Here is a 19,937-nt window from a genome sequence, read left to right on the forward strand (position 1 = left end):
TATCTTCCGGGGCTTGCTCAATCAATATCTTGAGATGTTCTTGCAACAAGTAAACCTACCCATCCCACCCCTTTCACCGCCTACACCAATGTTAATCCAATGAAACAACGCTCTGATTCTGTAACAGACTTACTCATCCGCACTTACAAAGAAAAGAAGAAGTTCCTTGTCAAAGCAGAAATTGCTCCCGAAATTTACTTCTATCTGTTGAAAGAGTGCAGAAGCTTTCAGTAAATTTACTAGAATATTTGTATTTTAGTAATCAAAATAACACAACTTGTTCTATTGTTAAGTATACGTAAATTTTGAGCACTATTTAACCTTGTAACACTGTTTTTTATTCAAAAAGCTTTAATAATTTTTTAATTTTCATAGAAAATTTCATGCCAAAAAGTCTGTAACAAACCTCTAACAATGGTTTGATGGGGGTTATGGTGACAAACTGTTAACACTGATATAGCCAAGTTTGCTATCGGCTTTCTTTTGTAGAGAAAGGTGTTTTCCAATGTCATCAAGAACATTTAGAACTGAAAAAACTGATTTTTTACTCATGCGCTCGCCGCATCGTCACTCATCTCAATCAATCACCATCTATCCATTGATGATTGGAGCAACTGTAGCCATGTTAGTGGATATGACGCTGGCTACAAGTTTAGTTAGCTGTGCAACTTTTGGTATCGCAGTTTTTGGAACGGCTGCAATGGTATGGCTACGAGAACTCAATCATTTTTTCAATTGGCTAACTCACTTTAACCGCCGTTATAAAATTGCCACTGTTTTATTTACACTAGTGGGTGCTTTCTTCCTATTAGATGCGCTATCCACTCCGGCTTCTGCTCAGTTCTTTCAAAGTGCAGAAACTTGGATGACCGGGCAATTTACAGGTGCAGGTGAGGCAATTCCTTTAGTCTTTAACGTGCTGCGGGGCTTGTTCTTACTTTACTTAGGAATTTCCTTAGTCAAGGTCATCCAAGCAGCTCGTCAAGATGAAGATTGGCAGAATTTAGCCCGGACACCGATGATTATTCTGATTGCGGTAACAATGGGCGATATTTTGGCGAATTTGATTATCGGTGGCGGTGGCGGTGGCGTTGCTCAAGGATAGGAATGGAGCCGAATAAATCTAAATTCCGCACTGTAAATGCAACTCTGGGAAAACAACCAAATATTGGTCCCTTTCCCGCCGATCAACTCATTCCTTGGACAGTTATTTTTGGTATTTCCTATTTCTTATGTCACGGACTGTTGAAATTGAATTGGATTTGGACGTGCGCTGTAGCTGCTTGGGGAATATCGACTTGGTGGGTGCTTACAGGGTCAAAATCTTGGCGATTCTTAGCTAAGTTTGTGATGACTCCCAACTGGACAAGAGTGCGCGTACCATATCAACGAATGTTGCCATTGAATAATTGCAGCGTCCCGAAGAAAATCAAGAAAGTTAAAAGAAGCAGGAGGTGATAAATTTGGCTCCTAAAGTAAAAACAAAAGTTGGGAAAGCAACCGTTGATAACGGAGCAACAAAAGTTCGTTATTCACCTCTAGAAGATGCCTTTGCCTTAGTATCGATGTTGCAGATTAATCTTCAAGGTAGGCAAGTTGGTGCTTACGTGCTGCGGAAGGGATTGAACAACTTTATGATTCACTTTGGGTTTGAATGCAAAGGGATTCATGCCACATTGCGAACAGAAGAAATTGACCCAGTGTTTGACGCAATTGAATCAGGACTAAAAGATTTACCCGAAGGAGAACGTTTAACAATTCATCTTGGTTCTTTTACTTCAGATGCACAAAGGCAACAAGAACTACGCAATTTATCTGCAACTGCTCCTAACCAAGAATTGCAGTATCTCTTGATGGGAGAGCGATCGCGCATCCAGCAATTGACTCTTCAAGGGATTCGCAAGCCCAAAACATTGAGACTGTACTGTACATATACGGTTGAGCCGGACATGGCTGGTACAACTGACGCAATTGAAAAACTCTTGTCCCGTTTGGAACGTTCTTGGAAATCGTTCACGGGTGAAATCAACGAGATGCAATTTGTTCGGATTGAGCGCCTACTCTATACATCCTTTACTGATGGCTACCAACTATGGGAGCAATTACTCGCCAATAAAATGGGCTTAGATATTCGCCCTTTGTGTGCAGAGGAACTTTGGGCAATCCTGTGGCAGAGGTTCAACGACACACCACCACGGGACATCCCTCAACTGCTGGTTCTAGATGAAGACGGGCTGAGAGAAGAAGTGTACTCAGAAGTCCATCCCACCTCTTTATTAATGGAGAGCGAGTCATCAATTCCCGTAGCTGACCGACGCTGGGTACACATCAAAGGAAAATATATTGGCGCACTCACCTTTGTTGATAAACCTGGTGGGTGGACGGACAAAGAGCGCCAGCTGCGTTATCTGTGGGAAATCGTTTCACGGGAACGGGTTTACGACACCGAGATCTACGCACAACTGATGCGAGCGAACGAAACGCTAGTCAAATCCAATATGCAGCGTCTTACCAAGCAATCAAATACGTCGGCTCAAATCGCCAGTGACAAAAACTCGGTTGACGTTAAATCCCTGCTCGATATCAAAAAGTCAATCGCTGCTCAGGAAGAGTTGTACGAGGGAGCCGTTCCCATCCACACTGCTGTTGTGTTCTTAGTACATCGAAGAACCCGCGAGCAGCTCGATGAAGCTTGTCGATATCTACAATCAATGTTTTTGCGTCCAGCTTGGGTTGTGCGCGAAACCGAGTACCCTTGGCGAATTTGGTTGCAGACTTTCCCCATAACCTGGGAGCGCTTAATGACTGCTCCCTTCAATCGACGGCTGGTTTACCTGAGTGGTGAAGTCCCAGGATTAATGCCCCTGATGCGAACAAAAGCCGGAGATGATACAGGATTTGAACTCATTGCCGAAGAAGGCGGGACACCTACTTTCCTCAATCTTTATACACAGCACAAGAATCTGGGACTCTTCGGTACAACCCGGAGTGGTAAATCTGTGGTGGCGGCGGGAATTCTCACCCAAGCTTTAGCTCATGGAATGCCTGTCGTGGCGATGGACTATCCCAAACCAGATGGTACTAGCACGTTTACCGATTACACCCGCTTTATGGGGAAAGATGGGGCGTATTTCGACATCGGGCGGGAAAGTTCTAATTTGTTCGAGTTGCCTAATCTGCGATCGCTACCCCAAAAACTACAGCAGGAACGGTTTGAAGACTACAAGGATTTCTTAACAACAGCCCTGCAAGCAATGATTGTGGGAACAAAGCGCTCCGAAAGTAGTGCAACTTCACTGGTGATGACCGATACAGTACGGTCAATTTTAGCACTGGCAACTACAGCCTTTTTCAGCGACGATCAAATCCGCGATCGCTATGCAGCTGCATTTATCAATGGCTTTGGTTCGCCAGAATGGGCAGCAATGCCCACCCTAGTTGACTTCTTGAGCTTCTGTTCTCACGAACGACTGCGCTTGGACACAATCAGCGGAGATACCAAGGCTGGGCTAGAGCAAGTCAAATTGCGCTTGCGCTTCTGGCTTAACAGTCGGGTGGGTAAAGCAATCTCTCAACCGAGTACGTTTAAGAGTGATGCTAGGCTACTCGTCTTTGCGCTGCGTAATTTATCTAACGATGAAGATGCAGCCATTCTAAGTTTAAGTGCTTACTCAGCAGCGTTACGTCGGGCGTTGGCTGCTCCAGCAAGTGTGTTTTTTATCGATGAAAGTCCGATTCTCTTTGAATACGACTCAATCGCTGCCCTCGTAGGACGCTTGTGTGCCAACGGTGCTAAAGCTGGGATTCGGGTCATTTTATCAGCTCAAGACCCAGACACCATCGCGAAATCGACCGCTGGTGCCAAAATTTTCCAGAACTTGACCACTCGCCTGATTGGTCGGATTCAACCAACAGCAGTTGATAGTTTTGTCTCAATTCTCAAGTATCCCTCCCAAATCATTGGACGCAATGCCACAGAAAGTTTCTTTCCTAAAAAATCTGGGATTTATTCGCAATGGCTGTTGGATGATGCTGGGGTGTTTACATTTTGTCGTTACTACCCAGCCTTAAATCTCCTAGCCGCAGTAGCAAATAATCCCCACGAGCAAGCCCAAAGAACAGCAGCACTCACTCGTCATGCTGACAAATTTGTGGCACTCACTGAGTTTTCCAAACAGTTAGTGGAATCACTGTAACAAAGTTTGCCATCTACCTAAAAATTGGAGGATTTATGAAAACACGTCAGTGGAAAAAAGTTCTGTCTGGTACTGTTGTAGCGATCGCACTTCTGGGAACTACAAACGCTTCTACTCTTGCTATGACCGTTCCCTTTGTAGGCGATCACCCCCTAGCTCTGGTGTTTGAGCAATTTACTTCTCAACTTGGCTCTTTGCAAAATTATGTGTCGTCCATCCTCTCTGACAAGCTTGAACCCTTAACTGAGTCCTTAGGGGGAGATTTACAAACTGCCATAGATGAAGCGATAGGTGCATTGGGTTTACCCGACCCTACCATTGCAAGAGAAAAAGTTGAGGAAATCGCGGCTAGTACAGATGCTCCGGTTAACCCAGTTGAAACCGCTACTAACGAGGTGGATCGGCAAATCACCCGTGCAGCCAGCACTTCAACACTTAGTAAGGAAGGTCAAAAGCGAACCCAGCAAGAAGTTCAACGCACTCAACAATCCATTGAGCGAGTCCAGCAACAAGCAACGGCGGCTCAAGGCGAAGTTGTGACGCAGAACGTAATGAAGCAGATTGCTCAACAGAACGCCCAACAAGCAGCAATCCTGGGAGCAATACGGGCTGATGGACTGAAACAGCAACAGTCGCAAGATTTGGCGAATGTCAATTTGACTAATATCTCTCGCTCTGTTGATGGTCAGAACCAAGCCAAGCAACGGGAAACCGTGGGTCAAGGATTTCAAAACTACCGCACTGCTGCCAAAGCGAGGTTGTTCTAGAGGATTTTAGGGGATAAAAGGTACGCCGTCTATGTTGTTATTCCAATTGTTTAGTTCTGGATGGATGATTGCTCAAACATCAAAAGTGGGTGAAGCAGCTTCTCAAATCACTGAAGATGGGGCAGCAGCTAGTGCTGCAATTGCCGAATCTATGAACGGGCTTTGGGATGACGTACTAGGCGGCGGCTTGTATGGAGCGATCGCACAACTAGGTGTATTCTTTGGCGTTGGCACTCTATTGTTATTTGTTGTCCAGTGGGCGAAAGACATGGTAGACGGCGAGCACCCCAAGGCTTTCTCAGAACTGATTTGGCCCCTTGTGGTAGTCGTCCTCCTCAGCAATCAAGCACAACCTTTAGCAGCAGCAACTAGAGGTCTGCGTGAGATTATCAACCAAACCAATCAAACGCTGTTAACTTCTACTTCAGCTTCAATTCAACTCCAAGAAGCGTATCAGCAGGCGATGGCCGAGCTTGGTTCCCAGGATGCAGCGCGATCGCTTTTAACTCAGTGCGAATCCATTGCTGACCCCCAGCAACGCCGCGAATGCATGGAGAACGCCATTGCTCAGGCAAAACAAATTGCTGATAGTTCTCCCGATAGCGGTCAGGGGTGGTTTCCTGATTTTGGCATGAGTGAATTTTTCAGTACTAATGTACTTCAGTTGGCAGTGAGAGGTTGGCTAATTGCTTTTTCAATTGCCTTTCAATGGATAATTGAAATCTCCATGCTACTGACTGCTTTGATGGGACCATTAGCAGTGGGTGGATCGCTGCTCCCTGTAGGTCAAAAAGCAATTTTTGCTTGGCTAACAGGCTTTTTCAGTGTGGGTATGGCAAAGCTTTCATTTAATATTATTTCTGGACTTGTTGCCACCCTTGTTGTGAATGCTGGGGAGAATGACCCCATGGTTTTCGCCTTTGCCACTGGACTGCTTGCTCCGATTTTATCAATGGCGATCGCAGCAGGTGGAGGCATGGCAGTTTTTAATAGCTTATCCAGCATTGCCCGCTTTGGATTAAACAGCGTTCTCATCAGAATTTTACCTCAATTTAAATAACTAAACCAGCAAGAATTTGTGGCTGTTTCAAAAGATATTGACAATAATTCAGTTGACCAAAAGCGCCTCCGCTTTTTGAATCGTCAACAAACTAAATTTTCCACAGGAGATGCTTTAGCTTTATTTGCTGTAGGGACATTTGGATTACACGTTCTAACTTTTTTTGTATTGCTAATGCTGTATGGCTCCTACTCCTCACTCAGTAAGAAAGCACCACCCTCTCTCGTGCAATTAGAAACAGGTAAGTCAATTACAGTAGCTCCTTTGGGCAGTCTCGAACGCACACCCCAAGTCGTAACTCGGTTTGTGACGGACACGATGACTCTGATGATGAATTGGTCAGGAACTCTCACTCCCACCACGGTTGAAGAAGCAAATAACCCGAAAATAGATCCAGGGGTAGACATTCGTTCATTAGGTAATGGACGCGGTAAAGTAACAACTGGTGCGTGGCAAGCATCCAATGCTTTAAGCGAAGATTTCCGCAAAGATTTCTTAAAGTTGTTAGCTGATTTAACCCCTCAAGGCGTATTCAAAGGAACAACGCAAGTCGTGTTAGTTCCCCTATCCATTCAACCACCTATAAAAATTGCCGAAGGTAAATGGAAAGTCAAAATGGTTGCTAATTTAACTGTGTTTAACCGTGGTAATAATTTGGGTGAAGTCATTGCTTTTAATAAAGAAATATTTGTCCAAGCAGTAGAAGCACCAGATCCACCTACCACAATGACTGGACTAGCGGCTGTGATTTACCAAGTCCGGGCGAGTGGTTTAGAAATCTATGCAATTCGGGATTTACCAGAGGAGAATTTATAATGGAACAAGAGCTAAATAAAACGGCTAGCTTACTACCACCAGACGACCAGTTAGACTCAGATTGGGATGAAGCAAAACTGGCTCAATTGATTGGTTTTGATGATGATTTGAATACCCAAGAAGTAACAGACAAGTTAATTACAGAAGGGATTGATGGCAGTTTTTCAGAAGGTGAAAAAGCCGATTTATCATATAATTTGAATCGGAATGTTATTACTCAATCTGAACTATTTGATGACCCGCAAACTGGTAAAACCCAGCCGACTTTATCAGGAAATCCGTTGGCGAAATTTGGTGTAGTGGGGTTGGGATTGCTTGCAGTATTTGGTTCCAGTGCTATGTTTTTGAACACCATTATGAGGTCAAAACCTAAATCTGCTCCAAGTATGGTTACAGTGTCCAAACCTGAAGTAGAAAAGGCGGAAGTTGAAAGTCAGGAAGTTGAAACAGGTAAATTCAAGGCGCAATTAGCATTGGGGAGCCAATCTGAAAAAATTAAGTCAATTGAGCAGTTTAAGAGTCCTAAAACTACAGTTATTGAGAAACCAAAGAATAAACCATCTTCCTCTACTGTACCTGTAACTCGCTCGGTAGTAAACAAAAGTCAAACCGTACCACCTGTTCGCTATGTTTACGTTTCAAAACCACCTCAGCCAGTTCGACAACCACTACGTTTGCCTGTTCAACAATCAGTTCAACGACCTATTAGACAACCGATTCAACAACCTGTAAGACAAGCGCCAATTAGTTCTCCAATAGTGCGAGAAACACCAAAGTCTAACTCATCTGTGTCTAATTCAAAGCCAGTCGATCCATTCGAGCAATGGGTGGCAATGAGTCGTTTGGGGAGTTATGGTGGTACTGAAATGAGTGAAGTCACTGCATCTGCCTCAAAAGAAACTTTGCAGCAACCTTCAGTCAGTGCGATCGCTCAGGTAAAAAGTAGTCAAAAAACTTCAGATGAAGTCATAATCCCCCGTGCTACTCCAGTCAGATCTGCAAGTGATGGAGTAGTTGTATCTCAACAGCTACCAACTGAGGAGGAAGTAGTTGCACCTCAACAGCTACCGGTTGAGGAGGAAGTAGTTGTACCTCAACAGCTACCGACTGAGGAGGGAGTGGTTGTACCTCAACAGCTATCGACTGAGGAGGAAGTAGTTGCAGCTCGAGTTAATCCGGCGGAAGAAGCTGCTCTGCTTACGGGTGTACCTGTGAGACGGCTAACGGTAGGCAATCAAGCTCAAGGGAAGTTAACCACCCCAGTGATTTGGGCTGCTTCTAAAAGCAAGAGTGTTGTCACCAAGTCTGACCAGTCTACCGAGAAGTTTATTGTTCAACTGGCTGAAGCATTGACCGATGAAGAGGGCTTTGTGACCTTACCAGCTGGTACTACTATTGTTGCTCGGGTAGTTGATATTAATGAATCAGGACTTGCCCAACTGGAAGCGACGCAGGTTGTAATTGATGGTCAGGAGTATATCCTTCCATCTGGAGCGATTAGTATTCGTGGTACCGAGGGTCAGCCTTTAATTGCGTCAAAGTGGGGTAATAAAGGAGCGATCGCATCTCATGATGCCACAGCGTTTCTATTTGGCTCTCTTGCCAAGGTGGGCGAAGTGATGAATCGACCTGATGTTGAATCATCAACGAGTACAAGTGGTTTTAGCTTTAGTACTTCCACCACCACTCGTAGTTCCTCCCGAAATCTATTAGGTGCGGTATTAGAAGGAGGTTTTACACCTCTTACCAAGCAAATTTTGCAGCGTAACGAACGTAACCTTCAGGAAATGCTACAGCGCTCTGATGTTTGGTATGTCCGTGCTGGGAAAAATGTCCAGGTGTTTGTCAATCAATCGTTCGAGTTTTAAGTTATGGCAGTCCTATTTAATGTCTGGAATGAATTATAACCGCAGAGGCGCAGAGAACGCAGAGAAAGAGAGTACTAGAGACGAATGATTTCAGGACTGATTTAGGAGTGTAAAATGAAAACCTTGCGACGCATCACTTTAATTGCTTTGATATCAACTGGATTGACCAGTGTCTTCTCAGGTGGCAGTGTATTTGCCCAAGAAACTCCTAGTTCGGTGCGACGTGTTTCTGTCCCCGTAGCAACAGGGCAAAGTGCAGCTTCACCAATGCTGATTGAATTGTCTCCCGGATATGGAGTTAACATCAGTTTCATTTCCACGGGCGAGACAGTTGAAAAAGTGTGGTTAGACAATCCCTCCTTCGCTAGCTTAGATGTGGATGGTTGTTTATCAGGTTTGGGGCGAGAGTGCAAACAGAATGGAGCAACTGTTTTGCATCTGCGGCGGATTAACCCGGTAAATATGCCGGGACTCCCAAAGACAAATAGCACACTCCTGACTGTCGTTACTGCGGGTGCATCTGGGCGACGGGTGTATGTGTTCCGGGTGGCGATGGCGAGTAAAAACCCTCAATATCATACGGTCGAGGTCACACCCAAGGAAGCGCCCGTAGTTGTAGCAACTCATCCCCCACGTTTGACATCGGTTCTCACACAGTATCAGGATTGGCGGATTATGAGTCGCGGCTTAATTGTTGCTCAACAACAGCGCCTGATTCGACGTGATTCCCCATTGTGGAAGCGAATTGAAAATTTTTTGGTAAGCGTTAGGGCGGGTGAACCAATTGAAGTCGCAGCAAGAAAGAGTGGAATTTCTTTGCAGTTAGTCAAACGCCTCCAAGAACTAGGAAAAACAACACCTGTTCAATCTCCAGTGCAGACAACTTAAATCATTCAAATCAGTTAAATAATCGTCAAAGAAAAGGCAATGAAATTGCTAAGGAATTTTTACGGGCTTGGCACGGGCTTAAGTTTATCGTTGGTAATTTCTGGTGTTATTATGGGTGATTATAGTCAGCGCTCGCTCGCTTTCACTGAACCTAGTAGTTCAATTCCTACAATCGCTTGGCAAAACACCCAGCTACCAGATTGGAATCAAATTACTTTTTCATCTCTACCTGGTATCGCCGAATCAGGTTCTTTCTCTGCGCCCGAAGGTGTATCTGAGCAACTGGGATATGACCCTTCTCGCACTTGGGTTGCAGGACAAACGCCTGCTCAGTACATGAAACTGGGTGATTTTCAGGATAGTTTTAAACTTCAAGAGTTCAATCTTCAGTCCATTAGTGAAATTGTGGGATTGGATTTAAGTAAAATTAATCTTTCAGAGTTTGGAGTGATGCAGTTCCAAACTTTAGAAAGTTTAGTACAGGCGATTCCGGCTCTAAAAAATTTGCCCATCACTGAAGTCCAACCAATTTTTGATTTACTGTCTCAAGAACTAGCGACACAGTTTGACAGTACGCAGACAATCGGACAATTATTGCAGCAGTCTCCACATTTAGGTCAATTAGAGTTTGCTAATCTGCCAATGGACTCCTACAGTTTATATGCAATTCCAAGGTTGGATAATACGCCAATTGGGGCTTTTAAAGATTGGCAAGGGGTGACCATTGACAAAATTCCCGGTTTAGATAACGTGCCTTTTTCACAATTTCCCAATCCTGCTAACCCCGTAGGTGTAGAAGTGGGCATTGTTGATGTTGCTTTTGGCACCGATGAACAGCAGAAGGAGCGCACAATTTCTGGCAGCAACAAACAAGGATTTAATGTACCGTGTGAGAAAGATTGCGCCCACATAGAATTATCTGGCTCACCCTTAGTTTTAGGCAAGCAGTGGATTAGTGGAAAGTACCAATTGGTGCGCGGTGGTAAAGGGATTTTGGGAAGCGTAAATGGTGGTAAAGAACCAACCGGACGTCACCCCTTTGGTGATGCTTTCAAAGTCGTTGTATGGGATACCTCAGAAGTCGATGGTATGGTATCCCAAGCTTTATTCTTCCGTGCTTGTATGCGGAAAGGATTCGTAGATTTAGGGTGTACACCTTACTTTATTGGTCCGATTCCCTGGTTAACATATAAAGAAAAGGAAGCAATTTTTTTGGGGTTGGTGACGGGTGGTGTAAAGAACAATTCAATTTCTATCCCTACTGGTAAAAAGAGTAGTGGATTTAGTTTTAAGAATCCGGTAAACACAAGTGCTAAACCTCTTACTTTTTCAAGTTTAGGGAATTGCTCCAAACAACATCAAGGAGTAGTAATAGATGCTCTATTAAATGCACTTTCAGAGATAGAAGGCAATTACAACTCTGTGGGAGCATATGTATGTGATGGCGCGGGTAACTGTGGTCGTGGTTTGGGAACAAAGCAATTTATGTCCTATCGCCCGGATGTGCGATCGCTTATATCCAGTAAGCCTGGAGGTCAAGAATTTCTTGTTAAGGTAGATAAAGGTATGACGGTCAGTGGTGAGGAAATGATGATGTATTTTCCCCCCGCCGATCAACAAGCTTTATTTAAATCTGAGATAACGAACTTATTGGAAAAAGCCTCTCAACAGATTGACCCGATGACAGGGCAATTCTTTACTGGAAAGCGATTAATCGAACGAGCAGCACAAATGCATTTTGGAGGTGCAGGTATTCCCATTGATGCGGCGGTGAGTGATGTACATGGCAAATTTACAGTTAAGGGGTATGGCGAAAAAGCAGCTGCTAGCTACACGCAATTATTACAATCCAATGGATGTTTTTAGAGGTAGTAATGCAATTAATCTTGAAGTATTTTCCTAATATTAAATCTCCCAAACATCAAGCGATACTTGCGATTGGGTGTATGGCATTGTTCGTTGTTTCCGCTTTGTTGGTAAAGGCGACTTCATCAAAAAAAGGTGGGCGATCGCTAACTTGGACAGCTGCTAGTAACATTGCGCCTGCATCACTCATTGAAACAGCGTTACGACAGAACTCCACGGCAGGTGTTGAAGCCAAATCTATCAAAGTGCTACAAATCCCGTCTCACGGTGCAGGGAAATTATATATTTTTGATTTCCAGTCGCAGCAACTTTGTGGAGTGGGTGGGTGTATCTATCCAGTTTACCAAGAGTCGGGTAAGTTAGTTCTTTCGGTCATTGCTAACCCAAATTTACCCAAGGGTGAAGTTTTGATTCGAGCGGATGGCATGGAGCAAAAAGGATTTCCGTGCCTTGTAATTACCCAAAGTACATCAACACAAGGAATGGTATCGCGCTCTCAGTATTGCTATCAAGGTAAGGAATTTGTCAAATTTAACGAGGCTTTAACCAGAGTGGGTGAGAACTTTGTTTGGGGGGTAGGGAAGTCATGAAGACTCACGTTTCCACTCACTACCTGGTTCAAGTACCCGCGTCTTCATCCCAGTCTGCGACAGGACGGGTGGGCGAACAACTGACGAGTTTGCTCAAATCCCAATCCGGACTAATGCTTTTGGGTTGCTTGGTGGTAGTCGCAGTTCTGCAACTTTGGAGCACGGGGAGCGCTAAGAAAGGCAAGATTGCTACCAGTTATTGGGGTGGTGCTAAGGAAAAGCAAAAAGCTGCTTCAAAAGCTAAACAGCAAATGATAAAAGTGACACGTAATAACGTGGCGCTGTATGTGGGTACTCCACGAGAAATGCGCGATCGCTTGGATAATGAATGGCGCAAGGATGGATTAATGACAACACCAGCTTCCCCCAAATGGACAAAGCCCCTGCAATTGCTTAACGCTAGCCCCACATTATACATCCCAGATGCCCAGCGCGGAATTGCTGCTATTGGTGCAGCAGGTTCTGGTAAGACCTTCAGCGTCATTGACCCCCTCATCCGTTCTGCTTTTGACCAAGGCTTTCCCATGTGTCTGTATGACTTTAAATATCCGGCTCAAACCAAACGCGCCGTAGCCTATGCCATGAAGCGTGGCTACACGGTACGAGTGTTTGCACCGGGGTTTCCAGAGTCAGAAGTTTGCAATCCACTTGACTTAATCAAAGATGAAGAGGATGCGATCGCAGCTGGTCAAATGGCGATGGTGATTGCCCGTAACTTTGATAAAGGTGGAGGAAATAACAGTGGAGATAAGTTTTTCGAGGAAGCAGGAGACAGTTTGGTTGAGGGAATTTTGCTTGTCACCAAAGCAATTAAAACTCTTACTGGAGACGACAAATACTGCGATTTGATGATGGCGCAGGCGATTTTATCTTTACCCAATCTACCAGCGCGATTAGAAGCAGCTTCCAGGGACAAACTGAAAATTTGGACAACTCGACCTTTATCTCAGCTTATCAGCGTCAAGGACTCTGAGAAAACCGTCGCCAGTATCATCGGGACTGCTCAACGCATTTTTCAGAGGTTCCTCAAGAAAGACTTTGTTGGTGCATTCTGCGGTAAGACAACCCTCCCCCTGGATTTGGATGGCAAGCAACTCATCGTGTTTGGTTTAGACCGCAATAACCGGGACATTGTAGGACCGCTACTTGCAGCTATTTTGCACATGATTATCTCCCGGAATGTATCGCGGACGGTTCCCCGCAAAGACCCCCTGGTTGTAGCGCTGGATGAATTGCCGACTTTATATCTACCAGCACTCGTAAATTGGCTGAATGAAAACCGGGAAGATGGATTTTGTGGGATTTTAGGCTATCAGAATATCTCCCAGTTGGAGAAAGCTTACGGTAAAGAATTGGCGAGAGCTATTTTGGGAGGAACGGCAACAAAGTTTATTTTTAACCCCCAAGATCCAGAATCTGCCAAGCTGTTTTCTGAGTACCTGGGAGAGATGCAAGTTAATTTCAAATCTAAATCTAGAAGCACTGGCAAAGGTGGCACAACTCAAAGCTTAAATGACCAAAACCAGAAACGACACTTGCTAGAAGCGGCTGAGTTTGCCAAATTGGGGACTGGACGAGCAGTGATTATCAACCCAGCTTACACCCGTGGCAATGAAGCGTATGTTCCCTTGTTGCAATCAGTAAAAGTTCCCCAGGCGGATATTGCTCAAATGAATTGGAGTGAGGCGAAGTGGGAAATGATTCGGCAAAGATTAATTGCCAGTCATTCATCAAATGTGACTGATGAGGAGCGTTCCCGTCAATTTCAAGAGCGGCGCGATTTAGCTGAACAATTGTTTCCTGCACCAACAGTAATACCTGTCGAAGACGATTTAGCAGCAGTGTTTTAAATTTGTTAATTGGCACATAGCACATGAAAACATCTTTACTTTCACAACTAGCCGAATATCCCGAATGGCAAGAGCGCGTAAAACAAGCGATGCAGTTACCTCCTTTTGAAATGAATTACTCACCCTTGGTTACTGAAGTATTCGATCAGCAAGGGTTACTTGTAGGTGAGGTATTAGGAAGTATTGTTTATGAAGGTCAGCGAAATATAAATGAGCCAAGCAAATTTATCGCCTGGTTTTTTGATGGCAAGCTAGGAGTATTTTGCTGGGGGAATCAAGTCATTGTGAATCGATTGCACCTTTTGGCAACTGTGTACAAGAATGGAGATGAATTGTAATGTCCAGTGTTTTTACAACCTCTGCGGGTGAGTCTGCATCTTTTACCGAGCAGTATTTACGGCTGATTGAAGATTGGCTGCGGGAGTTTGTTGACAAAAATAAACAGCAGCAAGATGCAGAGAAAAAACCAGAAATCGAAATTACTGTTGGCGAGCGCCTTGTTTACGGTCAAGGAGTTAATGATTTAAGTCCTTCTTTACTCGAGCAGTTGGGTCAATTGCAGAATACTCCTGTTGGTGGTGTTGTAGAGAACGCCGTTTCAATACGAGTCAAGTTAGATGGTAAGATTGTCCTCGAATCTGATGAGTTAGGTAAGGTAATTACCAATTCATTTTATGAGCAATATCGTGACAAACAACAAGTTCAAAAAATTGAAACACAGCCCATTGCATTTGAATATCCTGATTGGGATAATCCTTTTGTAAATGAAGATAAATTACCAGCCCAATACAATCAAAGTGTGAATGTTAAATCTGAGCAGAATTTAGAAAAAGTTATACCTCAAAAACCAGATTCAGTAGTTACATATCCCACACCACCACAACCTGTTCAACAAACTTCTGTTGTTACTGAAGCTGGCGGGGCAAGAGTAAAGACTGCTCTTGAGACATTGCCTGATAGCAGTTTAAAACAGCTTTTAACTGCTCAACTGAACCAAATGTTGGAATTGCAACGCTCTCAAATACAAATTCAACAACGGCAGTTTGATGAGTTAATCAAAGCGCGGTTTACTGAACCTAAAAACACTAATTGGTGGCAGCAAGCAGCACGTTCTGTGGCGAATACTGCTCAAACAGCCTGGGCTTCCTTGGTTACGCGATCGCGTGATGTCAAAGCAGCAGTTGCAATTAAAACTTTGTTCGATACAAGCACACCACCAGGCACAACTGCTTATCACACTGCGGATTATACCATCGCCCGTTCTGGGAAAACTTATACCTTAAGCGATCGCTTGGGTAAGACATTAATGCAGTTTGACGCATCCCCAATTGGAGTGCGTGTCTCTCAGTCAACCCAGTTGGAGACACTAGTGCGTCAAGACCTCAAACAACTCCGTATTTCTTATTTGCGGGGTGAAGAACCTAGTGGGGCATTTGCTCCAGTGGGTAAGAAAGAGACAGAGTATTTTGCCAGAGTCAATGCAATTACCACAGCTTTAAGTCAATATGCTCAGAGGCAAGGAGGGAGCGTTCAAGTTGATGGTCAATTTTCCTACAGGTGGAAAGCCACTCCTGATGGCAAAGTGCGGATAGATGCTAAAGATGGGCGCGGTTCGCTGTTGCTCAAGGCGGAAGGGCAGATGAAAACTCGAATGAGTGAGCGAGACTTAGCTTACTTCGAGCAAATGTTGCCAGTTCTTCAACAATCCACTCCACAACGTCAAAGTCAACTCCTTCAAATACAATCTCAGAGGCAATCTCAAAAACAATTAGAAAGAGCGTGACATCTTGTAAAAGTGAAATATTGCAGACTCAGATTAAATCAATGAATGTACAAGAGCTAAAAGCACTAATTGCTGCTGGTGAAAGGGTAATTTCTGTTGTTGCACCTGTAAGGGAGAGACTAACAATCTTATCATTGCTACACAAAGAGCTTACACCTCAGTTAAAACTGCCAATGTACTTGTGGAATTTGGGGCAAGGACAACAATTTAAATCTGTTAACTATAACGAACATGATGAGCGTGTTGTAATAAGAGAAAGTTTTGAGTTTGGGGAGTGCGATCGAAGTACTCCTGGTCAACGTGCGTTCGCGCAGCGTGCGCGAAGCGCAATCGCAGCGTTGAAATTTGTGAGGGAGCTAACCCATACAGGAATCTTTGTCTTAGAAAATATACCAGCTTGTATGCGAGGTATTGACGGAGATGAATTGAAATCGCTGTTGATTAATACTTACTCAGAGTTAACAGCAACTGAATCTTCTAAGGTTTTGATTCTGCTTGTTACAGATGAAATTGAGTTACCAGCGACCTTGAGTGGGCTAATTGAAACTTTAGAGTTGCCTTTACCTACAAGTGATGAGATAGCTGAGTTGATTTCAGCTTACTTGCCAACTTTGACAGGTAAACCCCCAGATACACAAGAAGTTGCAGCGCTCACTACGGCGGCGGCTGGGTTAACCAAGGAAGATATAAAAGCTGGGTTAAAAAGGGCGCTCGCCGCCCAAAGTGACCCCTTGCAAAAAACCGACATAGTACGCTCTCTGCTGAACTATAAAATCAACCGCTTTGCATCATTTAATTTAAACTTTGTCCCAGAGCCGAATGTGTACGACTTTGGGGGTTTGGATAACTTGAGGCAGTTCATTCAAGATGCCAAACGCGATTTTGCCCCAGAAGCACGAGCCGCTAATATCCCACTGCCCAAGGGGTGTTTGCTAGTTGGACCACCGGGAACGGGTAAAACACTAGCGGCGAATGTCTCAGCGCGGGAATTGGGATTTCCTTTGGTTAGTGTAGACGCAGGAGCAGTGGCGGCGGGTGGGGCAACTTATTTAAAGCGGTTACTCACTCGTGTTGAAGCTTGCGCTCCCGTTCTGCTTTACTTTGACGAACTAGACAAGTTGTTTACTGCTAATACAATCTCAGGGGAAGATAGCAGCAGTCAACAAATTTTGGGGACTTTACTAACCTGGTTGCAAGATAAGCGTAGTGCTGTGTTTGTAGTAGCGACTCTCAATCGACTAGATGCACTACCTCCAGAGTTAACTCGTGTCGGTAGATTTGATGAAATTTTTTATGTTGGGTTTCCAACTGCCATTGAGCGCAAGCAGATTATTACACTCCACGCATCACGATTTGATGAGCGCTACCACTGCGTTGATAGCCCTTTAAGTGAAGCCGAATGGCGGATTTTGTTAGGTAAGACGGTTAACTGCACGGGAGCAGAGCTGGCTCGAATGGTAGAAAAAGCAGCTCGTAAATTATTCCACCAATCTCTACCAATTCAAATAGGGTTGCATGAACTTTTAGCCCAGAGAGAAGCGATGGTACCGCTTTATGTCCGCGACACTGATAGAATCTTAGCAATTGAAAATCGGGCTAGATATGTCGCCCAACCAGCCGCCAAAGAGGACACCAGCGTTTATGCCCCGCCTATCACTACATTTTGGGGTGAAAAAAGTGCAACTCTAGATTAGATCGCTCTGAAACAAAATTTTTAGAGACAATAACAAAAATTGCTATTTTTAGCTATTTAACCCTCTTTTGTCACTCTGGAAAGAGTATAATTAAGGACAAACGCTAGAATAGGTATCTGTGTTATGGTAGAGCCTCGTCAAGCAAGACCCACAGTCAATTTTATTGACGAGTACTGTCAAATTTATCAAAAACTATTTCCAGAAGTCAGAAGTTTTGAAGCTTTTAAGTACTTACATATGGGTATGATATCTGAAATCAAACGGAAAACTCTACCAGAAATAGCAAAAATTGTAGGATTAGACAATCATCAACCATTACATCATTTTTTAACAGAATCGCCTTGGGACGTAAAAGAATTGAGGCAACAGAGATTAGAGTTAATATTAAATATACTTCAAGGACGCCCAATAGTACTGATTATTGATGAAACAGGGGATAAGAAGAAAGGAAATACAACAGACTATGTGAAACGACAATACATTGGAAATTTAGGGAAAACAGAGAATGGGATTGTTGTGGTCACAGCATATGCAGTTTTATCTGGGATGACATTTCCGTTAATCTTTGAAGTCTATAAACCAAGAGAAAGACTAAAATCAGGAGAGCGATATTTAACCAAACCTGAAATTGCGGCAGAAATGATAAAAAAATTAAAATCAATGGGATTTAGATTTAATCTTGTCTTAGCGGATAGTCTCTATGGAGAAAGTGGTAAAAACTTTATTCAAGTCTTAGATGAAAGGCTGAGTAGACTTAAAGCTTCTAACTGACGGTTTCCTATGCATCGGTATATTGCCCTCAAAGCGAATTTTATATAGCAATCCGATTTGATTCATGAAATTATCTGCGTAGGCAGGCAATAGGCAATAGGAAAGAAGGGTGTAGAGGTGTACGGGGTTTTTTCAGATATCAAATATGAGTCTTATAGACTTTCTAAGTATTGAGAAGCGATATTCAAATTTTGCATGACAATACTTTTATTACTGTAATTTTCAGTTTGTTCATATATTACGAGAGCTTGTTGATAATGTTCAATAGCTTTCTTGTATTTTCGTAAATTCAAGTAGAGATTTCCTAAACAATTTAATGTTGAAGCTTCTCCACTTCTATCTTCAATTTTCTGAAAGCATACTAGAGCCTCAATATATTTTTCCTCAGCTTTTTGGTAATCTTTCATGATTACGTAGGCAGAACCTAGTTTCTGAAGAACAGTTCCTTCTTGAATTAGTTTATTGACAAGTATCCTATTTTGAACAATTTTAAGAGCTTTTTCATAATAAAATATTGAAGTTTGGCTAGATCCAACACGCAAATTTAAGTCGCCCACATTGCATAAAGAATCAATTAATTCACTGGAATTTTTAAGGTTTGAAGAATCTTCATCAATAGCTTTTTGATAACACTTAATAGCTGTTTGATATTCTTCCATTTTAAAATAAACATAGCCTAAGTGGTTTAGGGTATCTGCCAAAATATTTTCAGATACTCCTATAGATGTAGGTACTGAATTATTTAATAAAACGAATATTAGAAGATGCATTTCCACTAATGCTGGGTTTACGAGTGCAGGAAATACACTTATTGCTGCAAAATGTAACAGTAGAACAGCAAGATTTAACAGTAAAAATATACTTCTAAATAATGAGTGTTTCTCCCAAAATTTGTTCCAGTATTCTGACTTTAATTTATTCCAGTATCCTGATTTTTCTTTTATTTTTATAATAATTTCAAGTGCTTTTGTATGGTATTCTACAGCAGACTGATAATCACCTAAAATAGTATAAGTTTGTCCTAATTTATTTAAACAACTACATTCCCATTTCCATTTACTTTTGGTTTTATTATTATTTTTGCTTTGAATTATTGTAAGTGCTTTTTTATAACAATCGATGCCTTCTTCATATTTAAGCAAGCCTGTAAACAAATTTCCTAGTGTAATAAAATAATGATCGTCACCATTTATCTCTGAGTACTGCCATAACTTAGCATATAAAATACTTGCTCTTTGCTTATATCCCCAATTGATTAAAATTATATAGATACTTTGTAGAGATAGATTTGTTCTAGTATCAAGAAAAAGATCAAAAATCTTATTCGCTCTTTCCCAGTCTTGTACTTCGCATAATTTCTCGAATGCTTTAAGATATCCTTCTACTCTATTTATATTGTCTGTATGCAATATCTCTTGTTCTGCTAGCAATTCACCTTCTAAATGATATCTTGCTGCTCTATAGTAGGCATTACTTTCTCGCGAATTATTTTGCGGAAGGATATTAATTATATCTAGATCGAGATATTTAATCAGTAATAAAGATAAAGTGGAGGAATCCAAAAAGTATTTTTTTGATGAAAATCTGAAGAAAAGATGCTTTAAAGAAGCTAAAATCACAATCTTAAGAGTATTTAATTCTTCTCGAATAAATTTATTAAAATTTTTCCTTTTATTTAAGTTGGTATTTTGCTGTTTAAACAACTTATAAACTCTATAAACCCTGATCAGATATCTTTCTAAATAGGATTTAATGATAATACCTTCTTTTGGCAACAAATAATCCATT

General features: G+C 42.7%; 16 protein-coding genes and 1 pseudogene. 16 read left to right on the top strand and 1 reads right to left on the bottom strand.

Annotation, left to right across the window (positions count from 1 at the left end; translation table 11 throughout):
* Window positions 1-99 precede the first annotated feature (99 nt).
* The 16 genes and pseudogenes from ACYRY3_RS30020 to ACYRY3_RS30095 form a co-directional block, all read left to right on the top strand.
* Window positions 100-234 (top strand): hypothetical protein, encoded by a 135-nt coding sequence (locus ACYRY3_RS30020; RefSeq protein WP_460205332.1) that lies wholly within the window; start codon window positions 100-102, stop codon window positions 232-234.
* Window positions 235-505: 271 nt separating this feature from the next.
* Complete coding sequence (locus ACYRY3_RS30025) at window positions 506-1,105, top strand: hypothetical protein (RefSeq protein ID WP_460205333.1); 600 nt, start codon at window positions 506-508, stop codon at window positions 1,103-1,105.
* 2 nt (window positions 1,106-1,107) lie between these two features.
* Window positions 1,108-1,458 carry a hypothetical protein gene (locus tag ACYRY3_RS30030; protein ID WP_460205334.1) on the top strand — a complete coding sequence of 117 codons (351 nt, stop codon included), beginning with the start codon at window positions 1,108-1,110 and terminating at the stop codon, window positions 1,456-1,458.
* Window positions 1,459-1,463: 5 nt separating this feature from the next.
* Window positions 1,464-4,196 (top strand): hypothetical protein, encoded by a 2,733-nt coding sequence (locus ACYRY3_RS30035; RefSeq protein WP_460205335.1) that lies wholly within the window; start codon window positions 1,464-1,466, stop codon window positions 4,194-4,196.
* 35 nt (window positions 4,197-4,231) lie between these two features.
* Entirely contained in the window at window positions 4,232-4,963 is a 732-nt protein-coding gene (locus ACYRY3_RS30040) for a hypothetical protein (protein WP_460205336.1), read from the top strand.
* Between the two features lie 31 nt (window positions 4,964-4,994).
* Window positions 4,995-6,023, top strand: coding sequence for a hypothetical protein (locus tag ACYRY3_RS30045; protein ID WP_460205337.1), 1,029 nt, complete (start codon window positions 4,995-4,997; stop codon window positions 6,021-6,023).
* Between the two features lie 18 nt (window positions 6,024-6,041).
* Window positions 6,042-6,839: a hypothetical protein gene (locus ACYRY3_RS30050; RefSeq protein WP_460205338.1), complete on the top strand. Its 798-nt coding sequence runs from the start codon at window positions 6,042-6,044 to the stop codon at window positions 6,837-6,839.
* Window positions 6,839-8,707 (top strand): TrbI/VirB10 family protein, encoded by a 1,869-nt coding sequence (locus tag ACYRY3_RS30055; protein ID WP_460205339.1) that lies wholly within the window; start codon window positions 6,839-6,841, stop codon window positions 8,705-8,707. Before ACYRY3_RS30050 ends, ACYRY3_RS30055 begins: the two co-directional genes overlap by 1 nt.
* 114 nt (window positions 8,708-8,821) lie before the next feature.
* A complete protein-coding gene (locus tag ACYRY3_RS30060; protein WP_460205340.1) occupies window positions 8,822-9,595 on the top strand; it encodes a hypothetical protein in 774 nt (257 codons plus the stop codon).
* Between the two features lie 39 nt (window positions 9,596-9,634).
* Window positions 9,635-11,461, top strand: coding sequence for a hypothetical protein (locus ACYRY3_RS30065; protein WP_460205341.1), 1,827 nt, complete (start codon window positions 9,635-9,637; stop codon window positions 11,459-11,461).
* Window positions 11,462-11,469: 8 nt separating this feature from the next.
* Window positions 11,470-12,051, top strand: a complete 582-nt coding sequence (locus tag ACYRY3_RS30070) for a histidine kinase (RefSeq protein ID WP_460205342.1) — start codon at window positions 11,470-11,472, stop codon at window positions 12,049-12,051.
* Window positions 12,048-13,901, top strand: a complete 1,854-nt coding sequence (locus tag ACYRY3_RS30075; protein ID WP_460205343.1) for a type IV secretory system conjugative DNA transfer family protein — start codon at window positions 12,048-12,050, stop codon at window positions 13,899-13,901. Before ACYRY3_RS30070 ends, ACYRY3_RS30075 begins: the two co-directional genes overlap by 4 nt.
* 23 nt (window positions 13,902-13,924) lie before the next feature.
* On the top strand, window positions 13,925-14,239 hold the full coding sequence (locus ACYRY3_RS30080) for a hypothetical protein (protein ID WP_460205344.1): 315 nt from the start codon (window positions 13,925-13,927) through the stop codon (window positions 14,237-14,239).
* Window positions 14,239-15,684 (top strand): hypothetical protein, encoded by a 1,446-nt coding sequence (locus ACYRY3_RS30085; protein WP_460205345.1) that lies wholly within the window; start codon window positions 14,239-14,241, stop codon window positions 15,682-15,684. The genes ACYRY3_RS30080 and ACYRY3_RS30085 overlap by 1 nt, the downstream gene beginning before the upstream one ends.
* A 41-nt stretch (window positions 15,685-15,725) precedes the next feature.
* Complete coding sequence (locus ACYRY3_RS30090) at window positions 15,726-17,378, top strand: ATP-binding protein (RefSeq protein WP_460205346.1); 1,653 nt, start codon at window positions 15,726-15,728, stop codon at window positions 17,376-17,378.
* A gap of 123 nt (window positions 17,379-17,501) precedes the next feature.
* Window positions 17,502-18,119 (top strand): annotated as a pseudogene (locus ACYRY3_RS30095) (IS701 family transposase); the annotation flags it as partial.
* Window positions 18,120-18,301: 182 nt separating this feature from the next.
* Here ACYRY3_RS30095 and ACYRY3_RS30100 read toward each other — a convergent pair.
* A complete protein-coding gene (locus tag ACYRY3_RS30100; protein ID WP_460205347.1) occupies window positions 18,302-19,936 on the bottom strand; it encodes a tetratricopeptide repeat protein in 1,635 nt (544 codons plus the stop codon).
* Between the last annotated feature and the right edge of the window lies 1 nt (window position 19,937).

The organism is Scytonema sp. NUACC21 (assembly GCF_054684315.1).

What these genes read in the sequence shown, in the direction of transcription:
- ACYRY3_RS30055 (WP_460205339.1), top strand. Translation starts at nt 6,839, where the DNA reads ATGGAACAAGAGCTAAATAAAACGGCTAGCTTACTACCACCAGACGAC.
- ACYRY3_RS30020 (WP_460205332.1), top strand. Translation starts at nt 100, where the DNA reads ATGAAACAACGCTCTGATTCTGTAACAGACTTACTCATCCGCACTTAC.
- ACYRY3_RS30060 (WP_460205340.1), top strand. Translation starts at nt 8,822, where the DNA reads ATGAAAACCTTGCGACGCATCACTTTAATTGCTTTGATATCAACTGGA.
- ACYRY3_RS30085 (WP_460205345.1), top strand. Translation starts at nt 14,239, where the DNA reads ATGTCCAGTGTTTTTACAACCTCTGCGGGTGAGTCTGCATCTTTTACC.
- ACYRY3_RS30075 (WP_460205343.1), top strand. Translation starts at nt 12,048, where the DNA reads ATGAAGACTCACGTTTCCACTCACTACCTGGTTCAAGTACCCGCGTCT.
- ACYRY3_RS30065 (WP_460205341.1), top strand. Translation starts at nt 9,635, where the DNA reads ATGAAATTGCTAAGGAATTTTTACGGGCTTGGCACGGGCTTAAGTTTA.
- ACYRY3_RS30045 (WP_460205337.1), top strand. Translation starts at nt 4,995, where the DNA reads ATGTTGTTATTCCAATTGTTTAGTTCTGGATGGATGATTGCTCAAACA.
- ACYRY3_RS30070 (WP_460205342.1), top strand. Translation starts at nt 11,470, where the DNA reads ATGCAATTAATCTTGAAGTATTTTCCTAATATTAAATCTCCCAAACAT.
- ACYRY3_RS30090 (WP_460205346.1), top strand. Translation starts at nt 15,726, where the DNA reads ATGAATGTACAAGAGCTAAAAGCACTAATTGCTGCTGGTGAAAGGGTA.
- ACYRY3_RS30080 (WP_460205344.1), top strand. Translation starts at nt 13,925, where the DNA reads ATGAAAACATCTTTACTTTCACAACTAGCCGAATATCCCGAATGGCAA.
- ACYRY3_RS30100 (WP_460205347.1), bottom strand. Translation starts at nt 19,936, where the DNA reads ATGGATTATTTGTTGCCAAAAGAAGGTATTATCATTAAATCCTATTTA.
- ACYRY3_RS30030 (WP_460205334.1), top strand. Translation starts at nt 1,108, where the DNA reads ATGGAGCCGAATAAATCTAAATTCCGCACTGTAAATGCAACTCTGGGA.
- ACYRY3_RS30025 (WP_460205333.1), top strand. Translation starts at nt 506, where the DNA reads ATGTCATCAAGAACATTTAGAACTGAAAAAACTGATTTTTTACTCATG.
- ACYRY3_RS30040 (WP_460205336.1), top strand. Translation starts at nt 4,232, where the DNA reads ATGAAAACACGTCAGTGGAAAAAAGTTCTGTCTGGTACTGTTGTAGCG.